This window comes from Enterococcus sp. DIV1420a (genome assembly GCF_051712165.1).
GTDB classification, from domain to species: domain Bacteria; phylum Bacillota; class Bacilli; order Lactobacillales; family Enterococcaceae; genus Enterococcus; species Enterococcus faecalis.
In genome coordinates this window covers 745,729-769,209 of record NZ_JBIOOI010000001.1, presented here as the reverse complement: position 1 = coordinate 769,209, position 23,481 = coordinate 745,729, and the positions used below count along the sequence as shown (strand labels likewise).

The following is a 23,481-nucleotide window of genomic DNA, read 5'->3' as shown; positions in this document are numbered from 1 at the left end:
TTTAATTTTTAGAATATTCTTATAATACTAAAATTAAAAACAAATGGCAAGCATTAAAATAAAAAAAGAACCAATCCCGAAGGACGGTTCTTAAAAAATGACTAACTAGCTTTGTTACGTCGTTTATAAATATACCAGCCAGAAGAAGAAAGTCCAACGAACAGTAAACCATATAATGCAAGCGTTTCTGTTTCTGTACCCGTTTTAGGTAAAAAGCCGCCATACTTTTTCTTCTCTGTTACGGATGGATTGCTCTGTCTTGCTCCCGCTTGGTTTTGTTTATTGGTTGCTACTGGTGTTTCTGGTGTTGGTTTCGGGTCTGGTTTTGGATCTGGTTTTGGCGTCTCTCCTCCACCGATTAACTCTTTGTAAGCTTCTTCCGAAATAGAAACAATTCGTTCGCCTGGGAATGGTTCTTTATATTGTGCTAAATCAATCGTCGTTGCTGCACGATACAACCGCAAGCTGGTTGCACTTTTTAAGTATTCAATTAAGACAGCATCTAGTGAAATCCCTTCTTCTCGTTCACCACCTAGCATATCGTAACCATCACCACCAGCAGCTAAGAAATCATTGGTAGCCATCCGGTATTGTTTCTTCTCATCCAATGGTTCAAACTTTTGTGTTTGCCGATTTTTAATTTCTATTCCTAATACGCGACTACCGACAATCGTTTGTCCTGTTTCATTGCCTTCGTCACTAGCCAAGCGAGTACCTGGTTTTGTGGAATCATAGTGGATACGAATGGAGCTTGAAACATGTAGGAAACCACCATTTGCGCCAAGTTTTGGTTGGCCAGCATCATCTAGTAAAATTGTGCCATTCTCATCTTTTTGTGGAATCGAACGAACAGACATTTCAAACATTTCTTTAACTTGAGCGCCGGTTACTTGAATTTGCGCAATGCTATTGCCAAAAGGTAACACAGCAATGACATCCCCAACTTTAATTGGCCCTTGTTTAATATCAGCGCGAATGCCGCCACCATTAGTTACTGCAAAATCAGCAGGTTGACTAAACGCGTCTTGGCCATATGACATAATCGCATCACCAATCAAATTCCCTAAGTTGGTCTCTCGTGTGCGCACATTTTCTCGTTGTCCATCCAATGTGAATGGAATATAATCGACAATTACTTTTTCATTTTCAGCGTTAAAATTCGTTCGTGCTTCATCAACGATGGCTTTAACTGCCGGGTTTTCTGGCAATTCTAGCAACTCTGCTGCTGAAATCAATTTTGCTGTTTTCTTAGTTGGTTCACTCTCTGGTGCTGTGACGATCCCAACATTATTTAAATAATTACCTGTTTGAGTATAGATCACTTTGCCATAACGTTTGCCGCTTTCGACGGCTGTATGCGAATGTCCATCAATCACATTAATATCTAACTCAGGATATGTTTGACTAAGGGTTTCTGCTAGCGTATCACCACGCCAGATATGCGGCGTCGTTTCATCTACGCCTAAATGCCCAGTAACTACGAAAGCTTGAATATCCGCGTACTTCTCTTTAATTTCATTAATCACTGCTTCTACTTCTGGAATCGGGTCTTTAAATGTCACCTTCTCCACGTTTTTCGGGTGTGTTTTCGTTGCTGTTTCTGGGGTCGTCACACCTACAATGGCAAACTTTTTCCCGGCTTTTTCTACGATTGTATACGGATCAAAAACCCGTCCACTGCCATCTTTGTAATACGTATTACTAGATAAAATCGGAAAATTCAGTTGGTCTTTATAACCTAGTGCAATCTCTAAACCAAAATCAAACTCGTGATTTCCCACCGCCATGGCATCATAACCAACTTCATTCATTGCTTTGGCCATATCCGCGCCTTTGGAGAAATTGGAGATTGGTAATCCTTGGAAAACATCCCCTGCATCCACCATCAAGGTTGGGTTTTCTTGGTCTTTAAAGGTTTTTAGACGCGCCATACCCAATTCGCCTTTCCCTGCTTCTAATCGTCCATGAACGTCATTTGTGTGCATAATGGTATATGCATTATCTAAATCAAAACCCGCATTACGGACATCTTGTTTCGTAATAGCGGCGGCGTTTGGTGTACGTCCATCAGGAGAAGTCGGAATTTGAAGAGTGCCGTCATTCACTAATTCGATTGCTTTGGCACGCCATTTTTCATCAAAATTTGTCCCAATAATTGACCAATTTCGTTCGATTTCTTGTTCTGGATCAAGCGTTCCTTTTTTCTTAATATAATCAACAATCATTCCTCGTAAGGTTTCTGGATCAGAATTTTTAATAGGTTCTCCTACTTGAATCCCTTGGCTAGCTAAACCGCCGTAACGATAATTATTCATAGCAATCGTATATTCTTTGGCAGGATCCAACGGTTGGCCGTCAATTTTCGCATCTACAATTCGTTCACCCACTGGTTTTGAAATGTCAATCTTGTAGTCCACTCCAGAAATCATGTCATAGTTATATACACGAATGTTTGGATTAAAACTAACGGTCAAATCATCTGGCTGTGTTTGGTTATAGTACGCCCCTTGTTTTTCTAAATACTTCAGTAAGTTTTCACCGTTAATGGGAACACTCACTAAGGTATTCGGGTATTTGTAGATATCAAAAATCGTGGCATAGGAAATCTTCCCCGCAGGTAATTTACTGTCGTATTTAAACAACGCTGCCGCACTTAATTGTGCACCTGTTACTTCTTTTTGAACGTTATTAATTAAAGAAATCATCGCTGTTGGTTGTAATTGTGCTTCGGGAATTCCTTTAATTTCTTGTTTTGGTAAAAAATCAGCTGTTGCTGTGCCGATCTCCTCCTGAATAAACGCTCGCGTTTTTTCATGGTATTCTTTTGTCGCTGCCTTAACTGCTTCATCTGCTGGAACATTCGTTGTTGGTACAATCGTTGCTGTACCTTCTTGCACTTCCCACTTATCGGCATTTTTAGCAACTGAAAGATCAATCTTAACAACTTCTGTCCCCGTATCTTTCGGTCCCCCTACCGGTACAGTTTTTCCATTCGGCGCTGCTCCTTGCTTGGTAAAAGAAAGGTGGTCATGACCCAGAATATACGCATCAATCCCCGCGACATTTTCAATTACTTGGTCGGCGCTGGCAGCCGGATCACTATTTTGTTGTCCCGCATGAATCGAGGCAACAATAATGTCAGCCTGATCGTTAGCTTTCAACTCAGTAACTGCTTTTTCTGCTTCTTCTTTCAAAGGTAAAAAATTAAGCGAAGTAACACGAGGGCCATCCCACAAAGGAATGTGCGGAATTGTTAAGCCGATAATCCCAACTTTTAAATCTGGCTGCCCATCTTGATTAAAATCAAGTTCCTTCGTGGTAGTCCCTTCAACAAAACGAAGACCATCTTCCTTATTGTAGGTATTCGCAGACAAGATTGGAAAAGTGGCTTCTTGTTGAATTTTTTTGATTAACGGTAAACCAAAATTAAACTCATGATTTCCCAAAACCATTGCATCATACTTCATCACATTCATGGCGGTGATCATTGGATGGGTCTTTTCATTCACTAAAGGCGCTTTATTATACAAGTCATCTGTTAAAATAGTGCCTTGAATATTGTCGCCATTATCAATTAAAACGGTGCCTGCTGGGTTTTGTGCCCGGACTTGGTTGACGACTGTACTTACTTGGGACAAACCAACTGGTAGTTCTTTATCATCTTCATAAGACCAATTCCATAATTGACCATGAACATCTGACGTACCTAAAATTGTTATTTTTTGCGGCGTGCTCGTTTCTTCTTTTTCAGCGGTTGACGTTTCTAAATTCGTCGTCTCTGTTGGTGCTGTGGTTTCTTGTGACTGCTTGACACTGTCACTCGTAGCCTGATTTGGTGCTTCTTGTTTGATGTCTGTTGTTTCCTGTGTAATGACTGGTTCTTGTTTTCTACTTGAATCGGTGGTACTTGTTACTGCTTCTGAACTTTGTTGACTCGTTGTTTCTACTGCATATGCCGTACTAGTAACGCTTGGCGCTATCAACGCAACAGCCATTAAAAAATGCATGCCCCACTTCACTTTTTTAAAGCTCAACTTTTTCACAAATTTCCTCCTTGTGTTTCAACCCATTTGCAACAAACAATTGTCAAAGTAACAAACAACAAAAAGAGCCTTCCCCCATCACGCTGCTCTTCTTTTCCTATCATAATATATCCGTTAAATAAAAAACAGTAAATTCCGTTAAAATAAGATGTTTTTCCTGTAAATTGTTTTTATTTTTGGACAATACAGCGGATTTGTTTGTGAAAAAAATAGTAATTTTGACCAAAACACGAACTTTATAAAAAAGAAAGTCTTTTTATATTGGAAAAGCAGAACAAAAACTATTTTTTTGAAAAAAATAACTAAAAATACCGAATAAACAGCATTGGTCTAGTCCTTGAATGTCTCTAAACAAATATTAGCAGCAATTGGTCTAGTCTTTTTTATTTGAGGTTAATCCTTCATGTAAGGTAACTTTTTAGCATAGCCTTCTTTATTCACTTGACGTGCCCGGGCAATCGCCAAATCTTCTGAAGGGACATCTTCTGTGATGGTTGAACCAGCAGCAGTCACCGCATGATCACCAATCGTGACTGGCGCAACAATGTTCGTTGCAGAGCCAATAAACGCGTGATCACCCACGACTGTTTGGTGTTTATTTTTGCCATCATAATTAACAAAAACAACGCCGCAACCGACATTAATATCTTTGCCTAATGTTGCATCACCAACGTATGTTAAATGGCCCACTTTTGTTCCTTCATCGATTGTTGCATTTTTTACTTCCACGAAGTTACCAATGTGTACGTTTGCCCCCACATCTGCTTTAGGACGTAAATGTGCATACGGACCCACATCGGCCCCCTCGCGAACCACACTTTCTTCAATCACAGACTGTTTAACAACCACTTGATTGCCGATATGACTATCAACGATTTCTGAATGTGCGCCAATCAAGCAATCTTCGCCAATCACTGTTTTTCCTTTGATAGTGACTCCCGCTTCAATGACTGTGTCTGAACCAATTACCACGCCTTCATCAATATATATTGTATCTGGATCAATAAATGTAACACCATTTCGCATATGCATCTCATTTAAACGACGATGCATAATTTTATTAGCAGTGGATAAAGCAACACGATCATTTACACCCATTGCTTCGTCAAAGTCTGCCATTTGGTAAGCAGCGACAGCTTTGCCTTCTTTTTTCAAAATTTCAATGATATCTGTTAAATAGTATTCCCCTTGTGTATTGTTTGTATCTGTTTTCGCTAACGCTTCAAACAATGATTCATTATCAAAACAGAAGGTTCCTGTATTAATTTCTTGAACACGTGCTTCTTCTTCACTGGCATCTTTTTGTTCCACGATTCGTTCAACAATGCCCACATGATCACGAATAATTCGACCATAGCCTGTTGGGTCTTCCGCATGCGCTGTTAAAATAGTCGCACTTGCATTCTTACCTTGATGGTAATCGAATAAATTTTTCAAGGTTTCCGCAGTTAATAACGGCGTATCCCCTGTAATAACTAATGTTGTTCCTTGTTTGCCACCTAATAACTCTTGTGCTTGCATGACTGCATGCCCAGTTCCCAATTGTTCAGCTTGTAAGGCATATTGACTACGTTCGCCTAAATGGCTTTTAATCATTTCCGCCCCGTGTCCAACGATCGTCACGATTTCTGTTGGTTCTGTTTGTTCTACTTGATCTAAAATATGTTCGACCATTGGTTTACCAGCAACTGGATGCAATACTTTATAAAGTTTAGATTTCATGCGTGTTCCTTTACCAGCTGCTAAAATAATTGCGTATCTATTTTCCACGTTTGCCACCTCAAATTAACTAAATTGTTTGATTTTCTTCTAAATCGTCCTCATTATACCTTTTCTAGTTTATCTTACTCTTTTGTCTTTTTCAACAAAATAAGGCATTTAAAAGGTAGACCAATTTATTTTCTCATCTTTTTTTAAAGGAATAAAACAGAAAAAAAGAACCTGAAAATGGAATGGACCATTTTCAGTTTCTTTTTCAAATTATTTCTCTGTGAAATAGTTTCCTGGGACTACGCTAATCGTTTTTGTTTGTGTATCCACATCTTCCACATATAATAGCGAAGTGTAGTCATCGATTGCACGACGGCCATTGAATTTTGACTCAGCAAAAACGGTAATGCCCACAAGTTCTGCTTCAAATTCTTCAATCATACTCTTCATACCATTGACGGTGCCGCCGCCTTTCATGAAGTCATCCACGACTAAAACTTTTGATCCGCGTTTTAAGCTGCGTTTTGAAAGTTCCATTTTTTCGATACGTTCTGAAGACCCTGATACATAGTTCACGCTCACCGTTGAACCTTCAGTAATCTTAGAATCGCGACGAACAATCACAAACGGAACATTTAAGTAATAAGACACAGCTTGCGCAATTGGTACTCCTTTGGTCGCAACGGTCATTACCGCATCAATTTGTTTGCCTAAATATTTAGAAGCAATAATCCGGCCCACTTGTCTTAATAAATTCGGTTCCCCAAGTAAATCTGAAAGATAAACATAACCCCCAGGTAATAAGCGATCTTGTTCTGACAAACGATCACACAAATCCATAATCAACTGCTCCGCTTCCTCATAAGGAATTTCAGGGATAAAGCGGACACCGCCTGCAGCGCCTGGAATCGTTTCTAAAATACCTGTTCCACGTTCTTTAAATGTTTTTTTAACAATTGCTAAATCTTCACTAATGGAAGACTTGGCAGATTGGTATCGGTCAGCAAAATATGTCAAAGAAACCAATGTATGGGGATGATCTAAAAGATATTGGGTCATATCGATTAATCGTTCACTTCTCCGAATTTTCAAATTCGTCACTCCTTTTCATTCTATCGTTCCTTATTATAAGGGGTTTAACCGAAAAATTCGAGGATTTTTTTCAAATAACTGAAAATAGTTCGCCATTTCTTTTAAAAAAAAGAAATAAAGGAGAAAAACTTTCGTTTTTCTCCTTAGTTTCTTTGCATTTTTTGTTTTCGTTGGACCATAACAACCACTCGGCGATAAATATTGACTAATAAGAATAAACCAATAAAAATTAGGGTAATGCTTGCACTCGGTGGTGTTTCCAAATAATACGAGCTAGTCAACCCTGTTAGCATGCCAATCAAGCCCATAAACACACTGATGATGATCACCGTGTTGAAGCCTTTACCAATTCGCATACCTATCGCAGCTGGTAAGACCATAATTGCTGAAATTAACAAGGCTCCCGCGATCGGAATCATCACAGCAATCGCCACACCAGTAATTACATTAAAAAGCATCGACATCCAATGAATAGGTAGCCCATCAACATGAGCAGTATCTTCATCAAATGTTAAAACATACATTGGGCGTTTAAATAACATAAACAATAGAACTAAAACTACGAATAAAATTGCCAACATAACCACTTGATCCCACGTAATCGTGACGATGGAACCAAATAAATACGATTGAATACTAGCAGCTGAATTGCCTCCTGTTAAATTCATTAAAACTAACGCCAAAGCCAAACCGCCTGACATTAAAATAGCAATCGAAATTTCTGAATAGGTGCTATAAATCATTCGTAAATATTCTAGAATGATTGCAGCCACAATCACGACAATTAAGGTCATTAAATTAGGATTCCAATTAAAAAAGAAGCCTAGTGCCACACCGGCTAATGACACATGTGAAAGGGTATCTGCCATTAAAGATTGTCGGCGAATAACTAGAAAGACGCCGAGCATTGGGGCAATCACTGAGATAAACAGTGCTGCTAAAAAGGCCTTTTGCATAAATGCATAAGAAAGCATTTCTGCCATACGATTCACTCCTTACCGCTAAAATGAACACTACCATTGTAGCGACGTTTAAGCGAATTAATTTTTTAATTCCTGCTTATTTTTTAAATTTTTCCAACATTTCTTTAAGCCGTTCCTTGGCTTTCGTTATTATCGAGCCAGATAACGTTTTATTGGAAAATTTACGTATACGATTCTTCACTCATATGGAAGCAACGCCATTTCGAATCTTCTTTGCGGACAAGACGAATTTGACGATCCACATAGGTTTTGATATCTTCATGATCATGCGTAATCATCAAAATAGCTTTTCCATGTTCATGCGCACTGTGTTGCAACAATTGATAAAATTCGTTTCGCGATTGTTCATCCATACCTGTTGTTGGCTCATCTAAAATAAACAAATCTGGATCAGTCGCAAACACTCGTGCTAAACTAATTCGTTGCTTTTGCCCGCCAGAAAGCTCGCCAATTCGTTTGTGGCGCATTTCCCACATGTCCACTGATTTCAAAGCTTTTTCCACATGAAGATGATCTTTTTTCGTCAACGGTTTGAACCAACGATTTCTGGGAAAACGACCTGAACGTACTAATTCAATGACGGTGCTAGGAAAGCCCGCATTGAAAGAAGCGACTTGTTGTGGAATGTAGCCAATGCTGATTTTTTCACCAGCACTATTTTTTTTAGCGACCGTAATTTTGCCACTTGTTGGTTTTAATAACCCTAAGGTACTTTTGATCAGCGTTGACTTGGCAGCGCCATTTTCTCCTGTTAAAATAACGAATTCCCCTGGATCAACATAATAAGAAACATCTTCTAAAACAGGTTCATCATCATAATAGAAGGTTAAATTTTCGACTTCAATATAATGCATAAGTTGGCTCCTTTCTGTTGCCAGATTAATGAATGCTTTTTTGTAAAGCAGCGAGGTTTTCTTTCATGACAGACACGTAGTTCTCGCCTGCTTCTTGTTCTTTTTGAGTTAAACTCTCTAAAGGATTCAATACGGCTAATTCGACGCCTGTCTCGTCTGCCAATGTTTTGGCTACTTTTGTAGAAGCCGATGCTTCAAAATAGATCACAGAAACATTGTTTGTTTTAATATATTTTTTTAATTCGGCTAAACGACTTGGCGAAGGTTCTTGGTCTGGAGAAATCCCAGCAATCGGTTCTTGGGTCAAGCCATATTGTTTCGCCAAATAGCCAAATGCAGCATGTTGCGTCACAAAGGTCCGATTTTTAGCGCCTGCAAATGCAGCTTGGTATTCCTTATCTAGCGCAGTCAATTTTTCCAAATAAGCAGCGGTATTTTTTTCAAATACGGCTTTTTTCTCAGGATATTTTTTGATAAGCGCATCCCGAATCGCTATCACTTCTTTTTGCGCTAACACGGGATCTAACCAGACATGCGGATCCAGTTCGTGAGAATGGTTATGGCCTTCATGACCTTCTTCGCCAGATTCTTCCTCTTCTGTTCCTTGCATCAATTGAATGGATTGACTGGCTTCCACGATTGAAACTTTTTTCGTGTCCAAGTTTTCAATAACATTCGGAACCCAAGTTTCTAGCTCTTTACTATTATAAACAAAGACATCCGCATCAGTAATTTTCGCTAAGTCTTTTGCGCTTGGTTCATAATCGTGTGGTTCCGTTCCAGCTGGAATCAACAGCTCAACCTCTCCCTCATCACCAACGACTTGTTTTGCGAAATCGTACATCGGATAAAAAGTAGTCATTACCGTGAGCTCTTTCTTCTCTTTTGGCGATTGTGTGGTTTGCCCACAGCTAGCTAAAAGAAAAGCACTGATTGCTAAAGTAACGCCGATTATCAAACGGCGGTAGATTTTCGTCATGTTCTGTCCTCTTTTCGATTTACCTATTATAAACCGTAATATTTACGATTTGCCAGGAATAATGTACCAAATGGATCACGGGACGTCAAGGAATAAATTTAAAAAAACAACAGAGCGTGGGACAAAAATCACTTTGGGTTTTTGCTCCACGCTCTGTTGTTTTTATTTATTTCAATGTCCGAACCAAATAAACTTCTTCACAAAAGCCTTTAAGTCCATTATAAATCCGTTGTGCTCGTGTTTTCTTTTCACATAAAGCAAAGACTGTCGGTCCACTGCCGCTCATCAACGCTGCATCAGCGCCGTACTTCAGCATGCGATCCTTGATTTGTTGCACGATTGGATGTCTGGCAATCGTGACACTTTCCAACGCATTGCCAACCGTTTGGGTCATCCCAGTATAATCACCATTTTCAATAGCTATTCTTAGTCCAGCAATATCTGGATGGTGCAATTCATCTACCGCTAAATCATTAAAAACGGTACTAGTAGATACACTAATTCTTGGTTTAACTAACACAATCCAACATTGAGGCATGGTCGGTAATGCTTCAATTTTCTCCCCACGTCCGTTTGCAAAGGCTGTTCCGCCCCTTAAACAATAAGGAACATCCATACCAATTTGGCTGCCAATTTCACAGAGTTCGTCCATCGTCAACCCCAGATTCCACAGCTTGTTCAAGCCTCGTAATGCTGCGGCACAGTCACTGCTACCCCCTGCTAAACCAGCTGCCACGGGGATACGTTTTTCAATATATATTTTAATTCCTTTATGAATATTATAGGTACGCTTTAATAAGTCAACTGCTTGATAGACATGATTCCGTCGATCCACGGGTAAAAAAGAGCTGTCCGTTTCAATACGAATGATGTCTTCTTCTAGATTTTCAAAAGTTAAATGATCGGCTAAATCTACACTTGCAAAAATAGATTCAACTTCATGATAGCCATCCACACGTTTATGCAGAACATCTAACCCAAGATTAATTTTCGCAGGAGCTCGTTCGATTATTTCCATCGGTTCCCTGATTCACCTTCCTTAATCTTTTGTCTACCAACATTTTAATCTTTTAGATTCTATCATATGTCCATGAAGAAGTACACCGAAGATTGCTCTTTCTCTGACGACAGATGGCTGAAATTAAAAAGAGCTTAGGAACGAAGGGCTCTTCCTTCACTCCTAAGCGGACTTTCTAAATTATACGGCTTGACCGATGAATTCGATTTCAACGGTGCGTGTTAAAACATCTGAATAGCTATAAGATACACGTTCAAATGAGTTCTCGTCTGGATCCAAGTCAACAACAAAAACAGATGGATAAGTCTCCGTTAAGATTCCTTTACGTTCTGTTTGGCGCTTTCTTCCAGTCTGAGCAACTAACATAATTTCACTGCCGATACGGCCTTCCAAATCTTTCTTAATTGACGATAACGTTGTTGGCATTGCATTCACCTCGAGAAACATTATATCACTTTTTTTAAAAAATTTCAAGTTTATCATACTAGAAGTCTGTTTGCAACTACTTTTGCTCGACAAACCGGCTGTTTTGTCGAATTTTTATTCATTTTCTAATGTATATTTCATTTTTGCTTTGGCACGATCATAGGCACTTCGGACAGCTGAAAAAGTTCCCCCACGCACTTTAGCGATTTCTTCTAACGTGTAGCCTTTTAAGTATGCGTTTAAAATTTGTTGTTCCAACGAGGAAAGACGTGTCGGAAAAGCTGCCAATTTTTCTTGAATCATTAATTGACCTAATGGGTCGGTAGCCGCTGTCCCTAAATAGTCCACTAACTCTTCACCAGCGCTTTCTAATCGTTGTTCCAGAGAAATAGACAAGGTATCTGTTCGCCGCTTATAGGCGCATTGATGGCGAATTAAGCTATGTACGTGATTTTCAAAATTTCGTTTAAAAAACTTTCCTAATGATGCTTGTTTTTCTGAATCAAATCGTTCTAACGTCCGAAAGAAGACAATTCGTCCTTCTTGAAGCCAGTCTTCAGTATCATAATCTTTTAAATAGTATTTTTTCATGCACTTATAAATCACTGGCTGATATTGCCCATATAAGGCTTGAAATTGTTCTTGGTCTCCTGCTAATGCTTGTTGAATCTGTTCTAACATAAAAAGCCCTCCTTTTCGATAAACGTATCGAATGATTTAGGAGAGCATAGCATGTTAGAAATTTATGACTTAAGCGAACATTTGTTTAATCTTTTTTTTGAGACAATTCTTCTAGCTTCTCAGAAAGTTTTGATAACTGCTCCACGTTCCATGGAGAATTTCGACGAAATTGCTGGAAATGGATATCCGTTGCATGAATGGCAATCGTCTTTTCTGTTTTCTGGACAGCTTTGTAAAGTTCATTGGCCGAAGTCCGCAATGCACCTTGTGAAAAGACCACCCATTGTTCAGCCAAATCACTCGTTGCGACTGTTACTTGCGTTAAACGATCATTTTTTTCACCAGCTAGACGTTCAATATAACTATCTGCTGTTTCATCTTCTTTGGTGAAAACCACGGTCAAAAGGTACTTTTTGTACGTTTGCTGAATACCTGGGACTAATTGGGCATCAAAGACCACAATGATTTCCAACCCTTCATATTTGGCATAATTGGACAGACGACTAAGAAGCAGTTCACGCGCATCCTCTAAACGCTCTTGCTTTTTCAACTGGACCAATTCTGGCCAAGCACCAATCATATTATAGCCATCAACGATTAACAATTGTTTTTTCATACAATCGCCTTCTTCTATAATGGGTTGCGGCCACGATAGACTTCATACATTAGCAAGCCTGCAGCCACACCAGCGTTTAAGCTTTGAACGTGTCCAGTCATTGGAATCGTTAATAATTCATCCACTTCTTTATGAAGACCTTGACTCATGCCACGACCTTCATTTCCGATGATTAAGGCAATTGCGCCTTGTGTATTCCAGCGACGATAATCCGTCCCAGACATATCTGTACCAAAAATCCAAAATTGATTCTCTTTTAGCGTTGCAATACTTTGCGCTAGATTCGTTACACGAGCCACTGGAATATGTTCCACGGCCCCTGTTGATGCTTTGGTTACGGTTGGTGTAATTCCCACTGCACGATGTTTCGGAATGATAATACCGTCCACGCCTGTCGCATCAGCAGTTCGCAAAATTGAGCCAAAGTTATGTGGGTCCTCTAGACTGTCTAAAATTAGGAAAAATGGTGTTGCTGTCTTTTCTTTTGTTTGTTCCAATAATTCTTCTAAAGTTAAATATTGATACGCCGTGATTGCTAAAACCATGCCTTGATGCACGCCGTGATCACTCATCGTATCTAATTTTGCTTTAGGCACCCATTTGACTGGAACAGCCTGTTCTTTCGCTGCTTGTTTTAATTGCTCAATTTTCTCGCCACGAGCATCTTCTTGTAAAAACAATTTATTTCCGCGTCCTTGCTGCAACGCCTCAACAGTGGCATGGAAACCAAAGACAAAGTTATCTGCTAGCTCTTCTGAGGTTCCATCAGCACCTGCTGTCGCTGGTCGTGGGTTCCGTTCTTTTGAACGCTTATCTGAACGTTCTGGACGTTTCTTACCTTTTTTAAAAGGACGAGATTTTTCATTTTTCATTGGTTTCACCTACTTTCTTGATACACCAGTTAATTAATTCTTCTAAACGTTCTTTTTGTTGTGTTAAATGTAAATAACCCATCAAGGATTCGAAACCGGTCGCTACCCGATAGGTCGTAACATCAGCATTTTTGGCAAAGGTGTGACTTTTAGCATTCCGACCGCGTTTGTACATCACTTCTTCTTCCTCCGTTAGCATTTCTCCCGCTAACATCGCTTGCATTAAGCTTGCTTGGGCTTTTGCTGACACGTAATGTGTCGCCATGCGATGCAAAACATTCGGTTTCGTTTGTCCTAAGGAAACTAAATAATCACGAATGTAAATTTCATAAATCGCATCGCCAACATAGGCCAAAGCTAAACCGTTTAATTGTTTGTAATCTCTCATTCACTTCTTCTCCATCTCGTTCCTTGCGGAGTATCTTCTAAAACAATGCCTTGTTCTTTTAATAAATCGCGGATTTCATCACTTCGGGAAAAATCACGGTCTTTCCGTGCTTGGTTCCGTTCTTCAATTAACGCATCGACTTGTGCATCCACTAATTCTTCGTTTTTAAAGAATAAACCAAAAATAGCTAACCAGCCACTGAAAAGCTTATCCATCGCCACTAGAACTGGTTCCGAAACTGTCGCTTGTTCACTGTACTGATTCATCATCTTCGCTAATTCATAAACGACCGTAATCCCGTTAGCTGCATTGAAATCATCGTCCATTTCCGTAATAAAACGTTGTTCTAATTCGTTTAATTGAGCCAAATAGTGTTCATCCTCTGGCAAACTTGCGACCGCATCTGCTTGTCTAAAACGTAAATTTTCAAACGCATTTTTCAATTTTTGATAATTGGCTGCTGCCTCTTTTAGAGTGCTTTCGCTATAACGAATCGGGCGACGGTACTGGGTGGTGGACATAAAGAAACGTAAAATTTGCGGATCCACTTTTTGAATCATTTCATGAACAGTAATGAAGTTACCTAGGGATTTGCTCATTTTTTCATCGTCTTCACCAATTGTGACATAGCCGTTATGCATCCAGTAATTGGCAAAGGTATGGCCTGTTTTGGCTTCGCTCTGTGCAATTTCATTCTCATGATGTGGAAATTCTAAATCTTGTCCACCACCGTGAATATCAATCGTCTCTCCCAAGTGTTTTGTCGCCATGACAGAGCATTCAATATGCCAGCCGGGACGTCCTTTCCCCCAAGGAGAATCCCAAGAAATTTCATCTTCTTTGGCACTTTTCCAAAGAGCAAAATCCAATGGGTCTTCTTTTAATTGTTGTTCAACGCCAGTTCGTTGACTTGCCCCCACTTCTAATTCATCAATTGATTGATGGCTTAATTTACCATAATTAGGGAATTTACGGGTGCGATAATACACATCACCTGCGACCTCATAAGCAAAACCTTTTTCAATTAAAACGTCGATGAAAGCTAAGATATCAGGCATGTGGTCCATCACCCGAGGATGTAACGTTGCTGGTTGGACATTCAATGCTTGCGTGTCTTCTTCAAAGGCTTTGATAAAACGCTCCGCCACTTCCGGCGCAGTAATTTTCAATTCTTTAGCTGCCTTGATAATTTTATCATCGACATCTGTAAAGTTCGAGACATAATTCACTTCATACCCACGATATTCAAAATAACGACGAATCGTATCAAAGGCGATCGCACTGCGCGCATTACCGATATGGATATAGTTATACACGGTTGGTCCGCAGACATACATCCGAACTTTATGCGCCTCAATTGGCGTAAATACTTCTTTTTCTCTGGTCAATGTATTATAAATTTTAATCATGCCCTTTTTCCACCTTTCTTCCATTTAGACGAACGACTTTCGCAGGAACACCCACAGCTGTGGCATCTGCTGGGATGTCTGAAATAACAACAGCACCCGCACCAATTTTTGAACGTTCACCAATCACAACTGGCCCTAAAATTTGAGCTCGTGCCGAAATCATCGCTCCTTTTTTCACTGTTGGATGGCGTTTACCCGTATCACGACCGGTCCCACCTAACGTCACTCCGTGAAACAAAACAACATCTTCTTCTATTTCCGCGGTTTCCCCAATCACAATGCCCATGCCGTGATCGATAAAAACTCCCGCTCCAATTGTGGCTCCGGGATGAATTTCTACGCCCGTTATGAAACGCCAAAATTGTGCATGAATCTTCGCCAACAAAAACAACTGATGCCTATATAAGAAATGAGACAAGCGATGCCAAAACAGGGCGTGCAAGCCAGGATACGTTAAAAGAACTTCTAGTGTGGTCCGCGCTGCAGGATCGTTTCTTTTAACAGCTGCGACGCTACGTTTCAACCAACTCATATGGTGAACTCCTTTCTACTATACAAAAATAAAAAACGTCTTTTAAGCAACAAAAAAACGTTGCTTAAAAGACGCCCATGCGTGGTTCCACTTTTCTTCACAAGAACTAGCTCTTGCCTCGATACAGTTAACGCCTGCCGACGTCTTCGGTTACTTTTTTCACCAAAGCCACTCATAGATGCATTTCGACAAAAGATGCTCGCTGTTCTCACCACCCACAGCGTCTCTGAAATCCATCTGCTTGTCTACTTCTTCTATTCTTTGTGTTTTTATAACACTTTATTTAAATGATCTAATGCTTTTTCTTTGCCTAATAATTCGATGGTTTCGCCTAATTCAGGACCATGCATTTGTCCAGAAACAGCAATTCGAATTGGCATAAACAAGTTTTTGCCTTTAACGCCGGTTTCTTTTTGGACGGCTTTAATCGCTGCTTTAATACTTGGGACATCGAAAACGTCCAAGGCTTCTAATTGTTCTTTAAACGCATGTAACACAGTTGGCACTGTTTCTCCTTGCAAGAATTCTTTCGCAGCATCATCTAAAACTGGATGTTCATTAAAGAACAAGTTTGATAGTTCCACAATTTCAGCTGCATAACTCATTTGTGGTTGATACAAGCTAACTAATTGTTTTAACCATTCGATTTTTTCAGGAGATGGATTTTCTTCAACACGACCGTCAGCGACTAAATAAGGAAGACACATATCTGTTAGTTCACTTAAGTCCATTTGTTTCATGTATTGATTGTTAATCCATTCTAATTTTTTCGCATCAAAGGCCGCTGGTGACTTGCTTAAGCGTTGTTCATCAAACAATTTAATCAAGTCTTCTTGTGAGAAGATTTCTTCTTCGCCAACAGGAGACCATCCTAGTAAAGCAATAAAGTTGAACATGGCTTCTGGTAAGTAACCTAATTCACGGTATTGTTCAATAAATTGTAAAATTGTTTCATCACGTTTGCTCAATTTTTTGCCAGTTTCTGAATTAATGATTAAGGTCATATGGCCAAAGACAGGTGGTGTCCATTCAAACGCTTCGTAAATCATTAATTGTTTTGGTGTGTTCGCAATGTGATCATCGCCACGTAAAACATGAGAAATTTTCATTAAGTGATCATCTACTGCAACGGCAAAGTTATACGTTGGCATCCCATCGCGTTTTTGGATGACAAAATCGCCACCAATGTTATCTGACTCAAAAGTAATTTCACCTTTCACGATGTCATCAAATTTGTATTCTGTGTTACGTGGCACACGGAAACGAATCACTGGTTCTAGACCAGCCGCTTCTTTGGCTGCTTGTTCAGAAGGTGTTAAATTCGCACAAGTGCCTGCGTAGTGAGGCATTTCCCCACGAGCTTGTTGTGCTTCACGTTCTGCTTCTAATTCTTCTGGCGTACAATAACACTTATACGCACGATTGCTACTTAATAATTGATCAATCAATGGTTGGTAAATTTCTTTACGTTCTGATTGACGATATGGACCATATTCTCCCGGATGAGCAGGTGATTCATCCCATTCCATCCCTAACCATGCTAAGTTTTCCAACTGACTTTTCTCGCCGTCTTCGATGTTCCGTTTTTGGTCGGTATCCTCGATACGAATGATAAATTCTCCGTCATTGTGGCGGGCAAATAAGTAGTTAAATAATGCTGTTCTTGCATTCCCAATGTGCAAGTGTCCAGTTGGACTTGGTGCGTAACGCACACGAACTTTCGTCATGTTCATTCCTCTTTCCATTTTTTAAAAACAGACGGTTTAACGTCGTTTTCAGTTATTTTTCCAATAAAGCAACGGCAATTGCGCCGATTCCTTCTTTTTTACCAACAAAGCCCATCGCTTCCATGGTCGTTGCCTTAATGTTCACTTGTGTGACCGCTAAGTGGCAACTCGCGGCTAGATTCTTTTTCATCTCTGCCAAGTATGGGCTCATCTTTGGCTCTTCCGCTAAAATTGTACAATCAATATTGCCAATAGTAAAGCCCGACCGCCCAACTTTTTCATTTACTTTTGTTAATAAGTTTACAGAATTCGCATTTTTGAACTGCGGATCGGTTTCGGGAAACAGTTGCCCAATATCACCCAGACCAGCGGCACCAAGGATTGCATCAATAATTGCATGTGTTAAAACATCGGCATCTGAGTGACCTAACAGACCTTTTTCATAAGGAAGAGTAACCCCACCAATAATTAAAGGTCGTTGCGGAACTAATTGATGAACATCAAAACCTTGACCGATTCGAATCATACTAAGTCCTCACTTTGCTTAATTTTTATCGTTTTTAGGATGGTTATCCTTGCGATCATTAATCCCGCGACCCGCGTGTGCCGGTTTGGCAAAAATCATACGCCCAGCTGCGGTTTGTAAAGCACTTGTGACGACCACTTCGATTTGCTCATTCATGTAATGCTGGCCATCTTCTACCACAACCATTGTGCCATCATCTAAGTAAGCGACCCCTTGTTGACGCTCTGTTCCGGCTTTTACAACCATCACATTCATCGTTTCACCTGGAATCACCACTGGTTTCACAGCATTAGCTAAAGCATTAATGTTTAAAACAGGCACATTTTGAAATTCAGAGACTTTATTTAAGTTGTAGTCATTGGTCACAACCACGCCATCTAATAATTTTGCTAATTTGATTAATTTACTGTCTACTTCAGAAATATCCTCGAAATCTCCGTCATACATCTCAACGGAGATACCTTCTTCTTTTTGTAAAGCATTTAAAATATCTAAGCCACGACGACCTCTCACCCGTTTTAAACTGTCTCCAGAATCAGCAATGTATTGTAATTCATATAAAACAAAGTTAGGGATGAGCAAAACACCTTCTAAAAAGCCTGTTTTAGCGATATCGTAGATTCTGCCATCAATGATGACACTGGTGTCTAAAATTTTGTATTTATGGAAGTTGTCTTCCACTTTACGTTCCAACATTTGTCCTTCGGTGTCTTCCGTATTTGCTTTCTTTTGGCGAGGTGTAAAAACTTTTTTCCACTCCTCAATCCGTGTTGTTCCCATTCGGAAACCTAAGTAACCCAGAATAATCATAACTAGAATTGGCAGTAAACTATTCACGACAGGAATTTGTAAGTTGTACATTGGAATGGAGATAATGACGCCAATTGTTAAACCAATGATGGCACCAATACTTCCAAATAATAAATAGGTTAAACTCATTTCATTTAAAGCTGCTTCGATTTTTTTGACAGCGGAAACAATATACTTTGCTAACCCTAAAGATAAAATAAAGAAAATAATTGCACCGATTAATCCGTTCGTAAAGTTATTGTTTAACCAACTGTTATTGCCTTGCTTAGCCATTTCCCAAGCCATTGGGAAAAGAGAAATTCCTAAACTTGCACCAGCAATGATCATCAGCAACGTGATGATTCGTTTTTGCATATAGCCATCCTCCTCGTTTATTTAATAAAGACGTCTAGTGTTGTGGGGCGTACAAAAATCATACGCCACTAACAACCTAAACGGATTATTTCTACTTTTTTCATTATTTAAAAACTTTTCTTAACGTTTCACCAATTGTTGAAACGCCAATAATTTCAATCCCTTCAGGCGCTTCCCAGCCACCAAGGTTATTTTTAGGGACATAGACTTTTGTAAAGCCTAGTTTTTGCGCTTCACGCACTCGTTGTTCAATACTATTCACGCGGCGGATTTCACCAGTTAAACCAATCTCACCAATGAAACATTCTGAAGATGAGGTTCCTTTTTCTTTATAGCTAGAAGCAATACTGATTGCTAACGCTAAATCAATAGCTGGTTCATTAATTTTGACTCCACCAGCCGCTTTTAGATACGCATCCTGGTTTTGTAATAAAAGGCCTGCCCGTTTTTCTAAAACCGCCATGATTAAAGAAACGCGATTAAAGTCCAACCCGGTGGTCGTTCGCTTGGCATTGCCAAACATCGTTGGGGTAACTAACGCTTGGATTTCCACCAAAATGGGGCGTGAACCTTCCATTGCTACCACAATCGAAGATCCGGTGGCTCCTTCTAAACGTTCTTCTAAAAAGACCTGAGAAGGATTCATAACTTCAACCAATCCATGTGTCTGCATTTCAAAAATACCAATCTCATTCGTTGAGCCAAACCGATTTTTGACAGCCCGTAAGATTCTAAAGGTGTGATGCTTATCTCCTTCAAAATAAAGAACCGTGTCTACCATATGTTCCAACATCCGTGGCCCTGCGATAGACCCTTCCTTCGTTACGTGTCCGACAATAAAAATGGCAATCCCATTCGTTTTTGCCAGTTTCAATAATTCGGCAGTTGTTTCTCGGACTTGACTGACACTACCAGCAACGCTGGTAACATCTGGCTGCGTCATTGTTTGAATCGAGTCAATAATGACATAGTCTGGTTCTAATTTTTCAATGGCTCGTGATATTTCGTGCATATCTGTTTCTGCGTATAAGTAAAATGTCTCGTTGACGGTGCCTAGACGCTCCGCTCGTAATTTAATTTGCTCAGCACTTTCTTCACCAGAAACATATAAAACCGTGCCACCTGTGGCTGCTAATTGTTGCGATACTTGTAAGAGCAATGTTGACTTACCTATTCCGGGATCGCCACCGATTAAAACTAACGAACCTGGAACAACGCCACCACCTAAAACCCGATTCAGCTCCACTAATTCAGTTTTTACACGCGGCTCTTTTTTAGGTACGACTTCAGATAGCCGTTGTGGTTGTGTCTTTTTACCAGTCAAACTTACTCTAGCACGACGATCAGAAGTATCTTGAATAACCTCTTCCACCATCGAATTCCATTGTCCACAATTAGGACAGCGGCCGAGATATTTTGGAGACACATACCCACAGCTTTGACATTCAAATTGAACTTTTGCTTTTTTTGCCATGTAGAATCTCCTTATCTGTTGTTTATTTTAACATTTATTAAATGGTTTGAATAACGTTGCCTACTGAAAAAATGGGCTTTATTTTTGTCCAGACGAACCAAAACCGCCCGTTCTTTCTGCCTCGACTTGGTCATCATCCGCTAATAAAAACGGCTTAAAAATCCCTTGGCCAATTCGTTCACCTTTTTCAATGACAACATCTTCATATCCAAAGTTTAAAAATTGGAACATGATATGTCCTTCGTTATTCTCGTTATTATAATAATCACTGTCAATGACTCCGACACCATTCGCTAAAAGTAGGAATCGTTTTAGCGGGTTCGAAGAACGACTTACCAATTCTAAATATTCAGAATCAGGCATATACGCCTTAATTCCTGTTTTAACTAAAATTGGTTTGGGATTTTCTCCAGCTTGTTGTAACTTCCAAAGACTTGGTACAACGACCGTTTCGGCTGCTTGAAAATCATACCCCGCGGCACCTTTTGTTGCTCGTTGTGGGACACTCAAGCCCTCTTCTTGATACTTAGAAATAATCTCAAAACCACGTTGTTTCATATCCATTCTCCCCTACTGTCTAAACTACTCCTATTTTACCATAATCTCTGATACTCTGGTTGTTTTTAGTAAGTTTCTCATTTCTAAAAGCCCAGTTAATCTAGACTACGCAAAAAAGAGGAGAATTTTTGTTTATTTTCCTTCTTTTAGTCTATCATCTTCTCTTAAAATAAACAGACCAAATCCCAAAAAGTCCCAAGATTCCCTCAAAAAGTTCACACTTTCATTAAACTTTCTTTACTATTCATTATTTAGCACTTTCTAGTAGCCGCTGATTTTGTTATAATGAGTGTCAAATTTTACTGTAAAAAGAAACGAGGCACTTATGAGAAACAAACTCCAACAGGCCAAACGAATTGTGATCAAAGTCGGAACCAGTTCTCTGATTTATCCCAATGGCAATATTAACTTAAAAGCAATTGATCAATTAGCCTTTACTTTGAGTGATTTAAGCAACCAAGGCAAAGAAATTATTTTAGTTTCTTCTGGCGCAATTGGTGTCGGACTGAATAAATTAAATCTATCTGTGCGCCCAACGACAATTCCCGAACAACAGGCAGTCGCTGCAGTCGGCCAAGCAGAATTAATGAACATTTATAATCAGCGGTTTTCAACCTATAGCCAACAAATGGCACAAGTTTTATTAACTCGTGATGTTATTGAATATCCTGAAAGTCGCAATAATGTTACCAATACTTTTGAACAACTGTTAAAAATGAATATTATTCCTATCGTCAATGAAAATGATACTGTCGCAATTGAAGAATTGGATCACTTAACCAAGTTCGGGGATAACGATCAATTGTCTGCCATTGTCTGCCAAATTGTTCAAGCTGACTTGTTAGTTATGTTATCAGATATTGATGGTTTCTTTTCAGACAACCCTACTGTCAACAAAGAAGCCACGTTATTTTCTGAAATCAATGAAATTAATGAAGACTTGTTCCAATTAGCCGGTGGTAAGGGGAGCCGCTTTGGCACTGGTGGGATGTCTAGTAAATTAAAAGCTGCTGAACGTGTGTTAGCTAATCAACAGGCGATGATTTTAGCAAACGGAAAGCAGCCAAAAATCATTTTTGAAATTTTAGAAGGAAAAGATATCGGTACGTTATTTATTAAAGGAGGGCATGAAAGTGACTGATTTAAAGCAACTAGGGCAACAAGCTAAAGAAGCCTCTTATACGCTAGGCTTGATGGATACTCGTCAAAAAAATACTTTGTTAAACAAAATGGCCGCAGCCATTGAAGCCAATGCACCCCGCATTTTACAAGCAAACGCATTAGATTTAGAGCAAGCCGCTACCCACGGAATTTCTGAAACAATGCAAGACCGCTTACGTTTAACAGAAGAACGGATCACAGCGATGGCCGAGGGCATACGCCAAGTCGCTACTTTACCCGATCCAATTGGGGAAGTAGATAAAATGTGGCGCAATGAAGCGGGGCTGTTAATTGGGCAACAACGCGTGCCTTTAGGTGTTATTGGAATCATTTATGAATCGCGGCCAAACGTGACAACAGATGCCGCTAGCCTTTGTTTCAAATCGGGAAATGCTGTTATTCTTCGAGGCGGAAAAGAAGCGTTTCACTCCAATCAGATATTGGTGACAATTTTACAAGAAGCGCTAATACAAGAAGCCGTTTCTCCCCATCTCATTCAATTTGTTGATGATACTTCTAGAGAAACAGCCCAACAACTTATGCGCTTAAATGACTACTTGGATGTCCTCATTCCGCGTGGCGGCGCCAACTTAATCAAAACTGTTTTGACAACAGCCACTGTTCCTGTTATTGAAACGGGCACAGGCAATTGTCATATTTACGTGGACAAAGACGCCCAGTTAACAATGGCAACTGAAATTATTGTCAATGCTAAATGTCAACGTCCTTCTGTCTGTAACGCCGCCGAAACGTTATTAATTCATCAAGAAGTGGCTGAAGCCTTTTTACCAACAATTGAAAAAGCCTTGAAGGAGTTTCACGTGGAACTTCGGGCAGATGAACGTGCGTTAGCAATTTTTGAAGAAGCCATTCCAGCGACTGAACAAGATTGGGAAACGGAATTTCTCGACTTTATCTTAGCAGTGAAAGTCGTTGATTCTTTAGACGAAGCCATCCAGCATATTAATCGCTATAATACAAAACATTCTGAAAGTATTATTAGTGATAATTACTTTGCCACACAACAATTTTTACAACAAGTGGATGCAGCCGCTGTTTATGCGAATGCTTCAACTCGTTTCACGGACGGTTTTGAATTTGGATTTGGCGCCGAAATCGGCATTAGTACGCAAAAATTACATGCCCGTGGACCTATGGGCTTAGCAGAGCTTACTTCGACAAAATATGTTATTTATGGAAATGGGCAAGCACGTTCTTAGAAAGAAAAACCCTTGATTTAAAAATCAAGGGTTTTTCTTTCTCCTCTC

The 23,481-nt window shown here is 39.7% G+C and carries 21 protein-coding genes and 1 other annotated feature; of the genes, 2 read left to right on the top strand and 19 right to left on the bottom strand.

The window, feature by feature from the left end:
* Positions 1-101 precede the first annotated feature (101 nt).
* The 19 genes from IGI80_RS03820 to IGI80_RS03730 all read right to left on the bottom strand — a co-directional run bounded on the left by IGI80_RS03820 (position 102) and on the right by IGI80_RS03730 (position 21,058).
* Positions 102-4,043 carry a 5'-nucleotidase C-terminal domain-containing protein gene (locus tag IGI80_RS03820; protein ID WP_438722696.1) on the bottom strand — a complete coding sequence of 1,314 codons (3,942 nt, stop codon included), beginning with the start codon at positions 4,041-4,043 and terminating at the stop codon, positions 102-104.
* Between the two features lie 393 nt (positions 4,044-4,436).
* Positions 4,437-5,822 (bottom strand): bifunctional UDP-N-acetylglucosamine diphosphorylase/glucosamine-1-phosphate N-acetyltransferase GlmU, encoded by a 1,386-nt coding sequence (gene glmU, locus IGI80_RS03815; protein WP_438722694.1) that lies wholly within the window; start codon positions 5,820-5,822, stop codon positions 4,437-4,439.
* Between the two features lie 201 nt (positions 5,823-6,023).
* Positions 6,024-6,845: a pur operon repressor gene (gene purR, locus IGI80_RS03810; protein ID WP_002381336.1), complete on the bottom strand. Its 822-nt coding sequence runs from the start codon at positions 6,843-6,845 to the stop codon at positions 6,024-6,026.
* Between the two features lie 143 nt (positions 6,846-6,988).
* The gene (locus tag IGI80_RS03805) at positions 6,989-7,828 is read right to left on the bottom strand and encodes a metal ABC transporter permease (RefSeq protein WP_002383493.1); all 840 of its coding nucleotides are present in this window, start codon (positions 7,826-7,828) and stop codon (positions 6,989-6,991) included.
* Positions 7,829-7,989: 161 nt separating this feature from the next.
* Positions 7,990-8,682 carry a metal ABC transporter ATP-binding protein gene (locus tag IGI80_RS03800; RefSeq protein ID WP_002356064.1) on the bottom strand — a complete coding sequence of 231 codons (693 nt, stop codon included), beginning with the start codon at positions 8,680-8,682 and terminating at the stop codon, positions 7,990-7,992.
* A 25-nt stretch (positions 8,683-8,707) separates the two neighbouring features.
* The gene (locus IGI80_RS03795; RefSeq protein WP_002379847.1) at positions 8,708-9,661 is read right to left on the bottom strand and encodes a metal ABC transporter substrate-binding protein; all 954 of its coding nucleotides are present in this window, start codon (positions 9,659-9,661) and stop codon (positions 8,708-8,710) included.
* Positions 9,662-9,827: 166 nt separating this feature from the next.
* A complete protein-coding gene (ispE, locus tag IGI80_RS03790; RefSeq protein ID WP_002356061.1) occupies positions 9,828-10,679 on the bottom strand; it encodes a 4-(cytidine 5'-diphospho)-2-C-methyl-D-erythritol kinase in 852 nt (283 codons plus the stop codon).
* A 180-nt stretch (positions 10,680-10,859) separates the two neighbouring features.
* Positions 10,860-11,162 (bottom strand): Veg family protein, encoded by a 303-nt coding sequence (locus tag IGI80_RS03785; protein WP_002383497.1) that lies wholly within the window; start codon positions 11,160-11,162, stop codon positions 10,860-10,862.
* Between the two features lie 57 nt (positions 11,163-11,219).
* Positions 11,220-11,786, bottom strand: a complete 567-nt coding sequence (locus tag IGI80_RS03780; protein ID WP_002356059.1) for a sigma-70 family RNA polymerase sigma factor — start codon at positions 11,784-11,786, stop codon at positions 11,220-11,222.
* An 85-nt stretch (positions 11,787-11,871) separates the two neighbouring features.
* On the bottom strand, positions 11,872-12,402 hold the full coding sequence (locus IGI80_RS03775) for an NYN domain-containing protein (RefSeq protein WP_002356058.1): 531 nt from the start codon (positions 12,400-12,402) through the stop codon (positions 11,872-11,874).
* 14 nt (positions 12,403-12,416) lie between these two features.
* The gene (gene rlmB, locus IGI80_RS03770) at positions 12,417-13,274 is read right to left on the bottom strand and encodes a 23S rRNA (guanosine(2251)-2'-O)-methyltransferase RlmB (protein ID WP_002378685.1); all 858 of its coding nucleotides are present in this window, start codon (positions 13,272-13,274) and stop codon (positions 12,417-12,419) included.
* A complete protein-coding gene (locus IGI80_RS03765; protein ID WP_002356056.1) occupies positions 13,264-13,662 on the bottom strand; it encodes a Mini-ribonuclease 3 in 399 nt (132 codons plus the stop codon). Before IGI80_RS03765 ends, rlmB begins: the two co-directional genes overlap by 11 nt.
* Positions 13,659-15,071, bottom strand: coding sequence for a cysteine--tRNA ligase (gene cysS, locus IGI80_RS03760; protein WP_438722692.1), 1,413 nt, complete (start codon positions 15,069-15,071; stop codon positions 13,659-13,661). The genes IGI80_RS03765 and cysS overlap by 4 nt, the downstream gene beginning before the upstream one ends.
* Entirely contained in the window at positions 15,064-15,603 is a 540-nt protein-coding gene (epsC, locus tag IGI80_RS03755) for a serine O-acetyltransferase EpsC (protein WP_002356054.1), read from the bottom strand. Before epsC ends, cysS begins: the two co-directional genes overlap by 8 nt.
* 64 nt (positions 15,604-15,667) lie before the next feature.
* Positions 15,668-15,874: a binding site (T-box leader), on the bottom strand.
* Complete coding sequence (gene gltX, locus IGI80_RS03750; protein WP_002389540.1) at positions 15,873-17,330, bottom strand: glutamate--tRNA ligase; 1,458 nt, start codon at positions 17,328-17,330, stop codon at positions 15,873-15,875. Its footprint overlaps the feature before it by 2 nt.
* 52 nt (positions 17,331-17,382) lie before the next feature.
* Entirely contained in the window at positions 17,383-17,856 is a 474-nt protein-coding gene (ispF, locus tag IGI80_RS03745) for a 2-C-methyl-D-erythritol 2,4-cyclodiphosphate synthase (protein WP_002407586.1), read from the bottom strand.
* An 18-nt stretch (positions 17,857-17,874) separates the two neighbouring features.
* Positions 17,875-19,020, bottom strand: coding sequence for a PIN/TRAM domain-containing protein (locus tag IGI80_RS03740; protein ID WP_002368622.1), 1,146 nt, complete (start codon positions 19,018-19,020; stop codon positions 17,875-17,877).
* A 103-nt stretch (positions 19,021-19,123) separates the two neighbouring features.
* A complete protein-coding gene (radA, locus tag IGI80_RS03735) occupies positions 19,124-20,494 on the bottom strand; it encodes a DNA repair protein RadA (RefSeq protein ID WP_002356050.1) in 1,371 nt (456 codons plus the stop codon).
* 78 nt (positions 20,495-20,572) lie between these two features.
* On the bottom strand, positions 20,573-21,058 hold the full coding sequence (locus IGI80_RS03730) for a dUTP diphosphatase (protein WP_002359232.1): 486 nt from the start codon (positions 21,056-21,058) through the stop codon (positions 20,573-20,575).
* Between the two features lie 319 nt (positions 21,059-21,377).
* Between IGI80_RS03730 and proB the strand changes: the two genes are divergently transcribed.
* Together proB and IGI80_RS03720 are read left to right on the top strand one after the other, a co-directional pair.
* Positions 21,378-22,193: a glutamate 5-kinase gene (gene proB, locus IGI80_RS03725; RefSeq protein ID WP_002389550.1), complete on the top strand. Its 816-nt coding sequence runs from the start codon at positions 21,378-21,380 to the stop codon at positions 22,191-22,193.
* Positions 22,180-23,433, top strand: a complete 1,254-nt coding sequence (locus IGI80_RS03720) for a glutamate-5-semialdehyde dehydrogenase (protein ID WP_002385467.1) — start codon at positions 22,180-22,182, stop codon at positions 23,431-23,433. The genes proB and IGI80_RS03720 overlap by 14 nt, the downstream gene beginning before the upstream one ends.
* Positions 23,434-23,481: the final 48 nt, after the last annotated feature.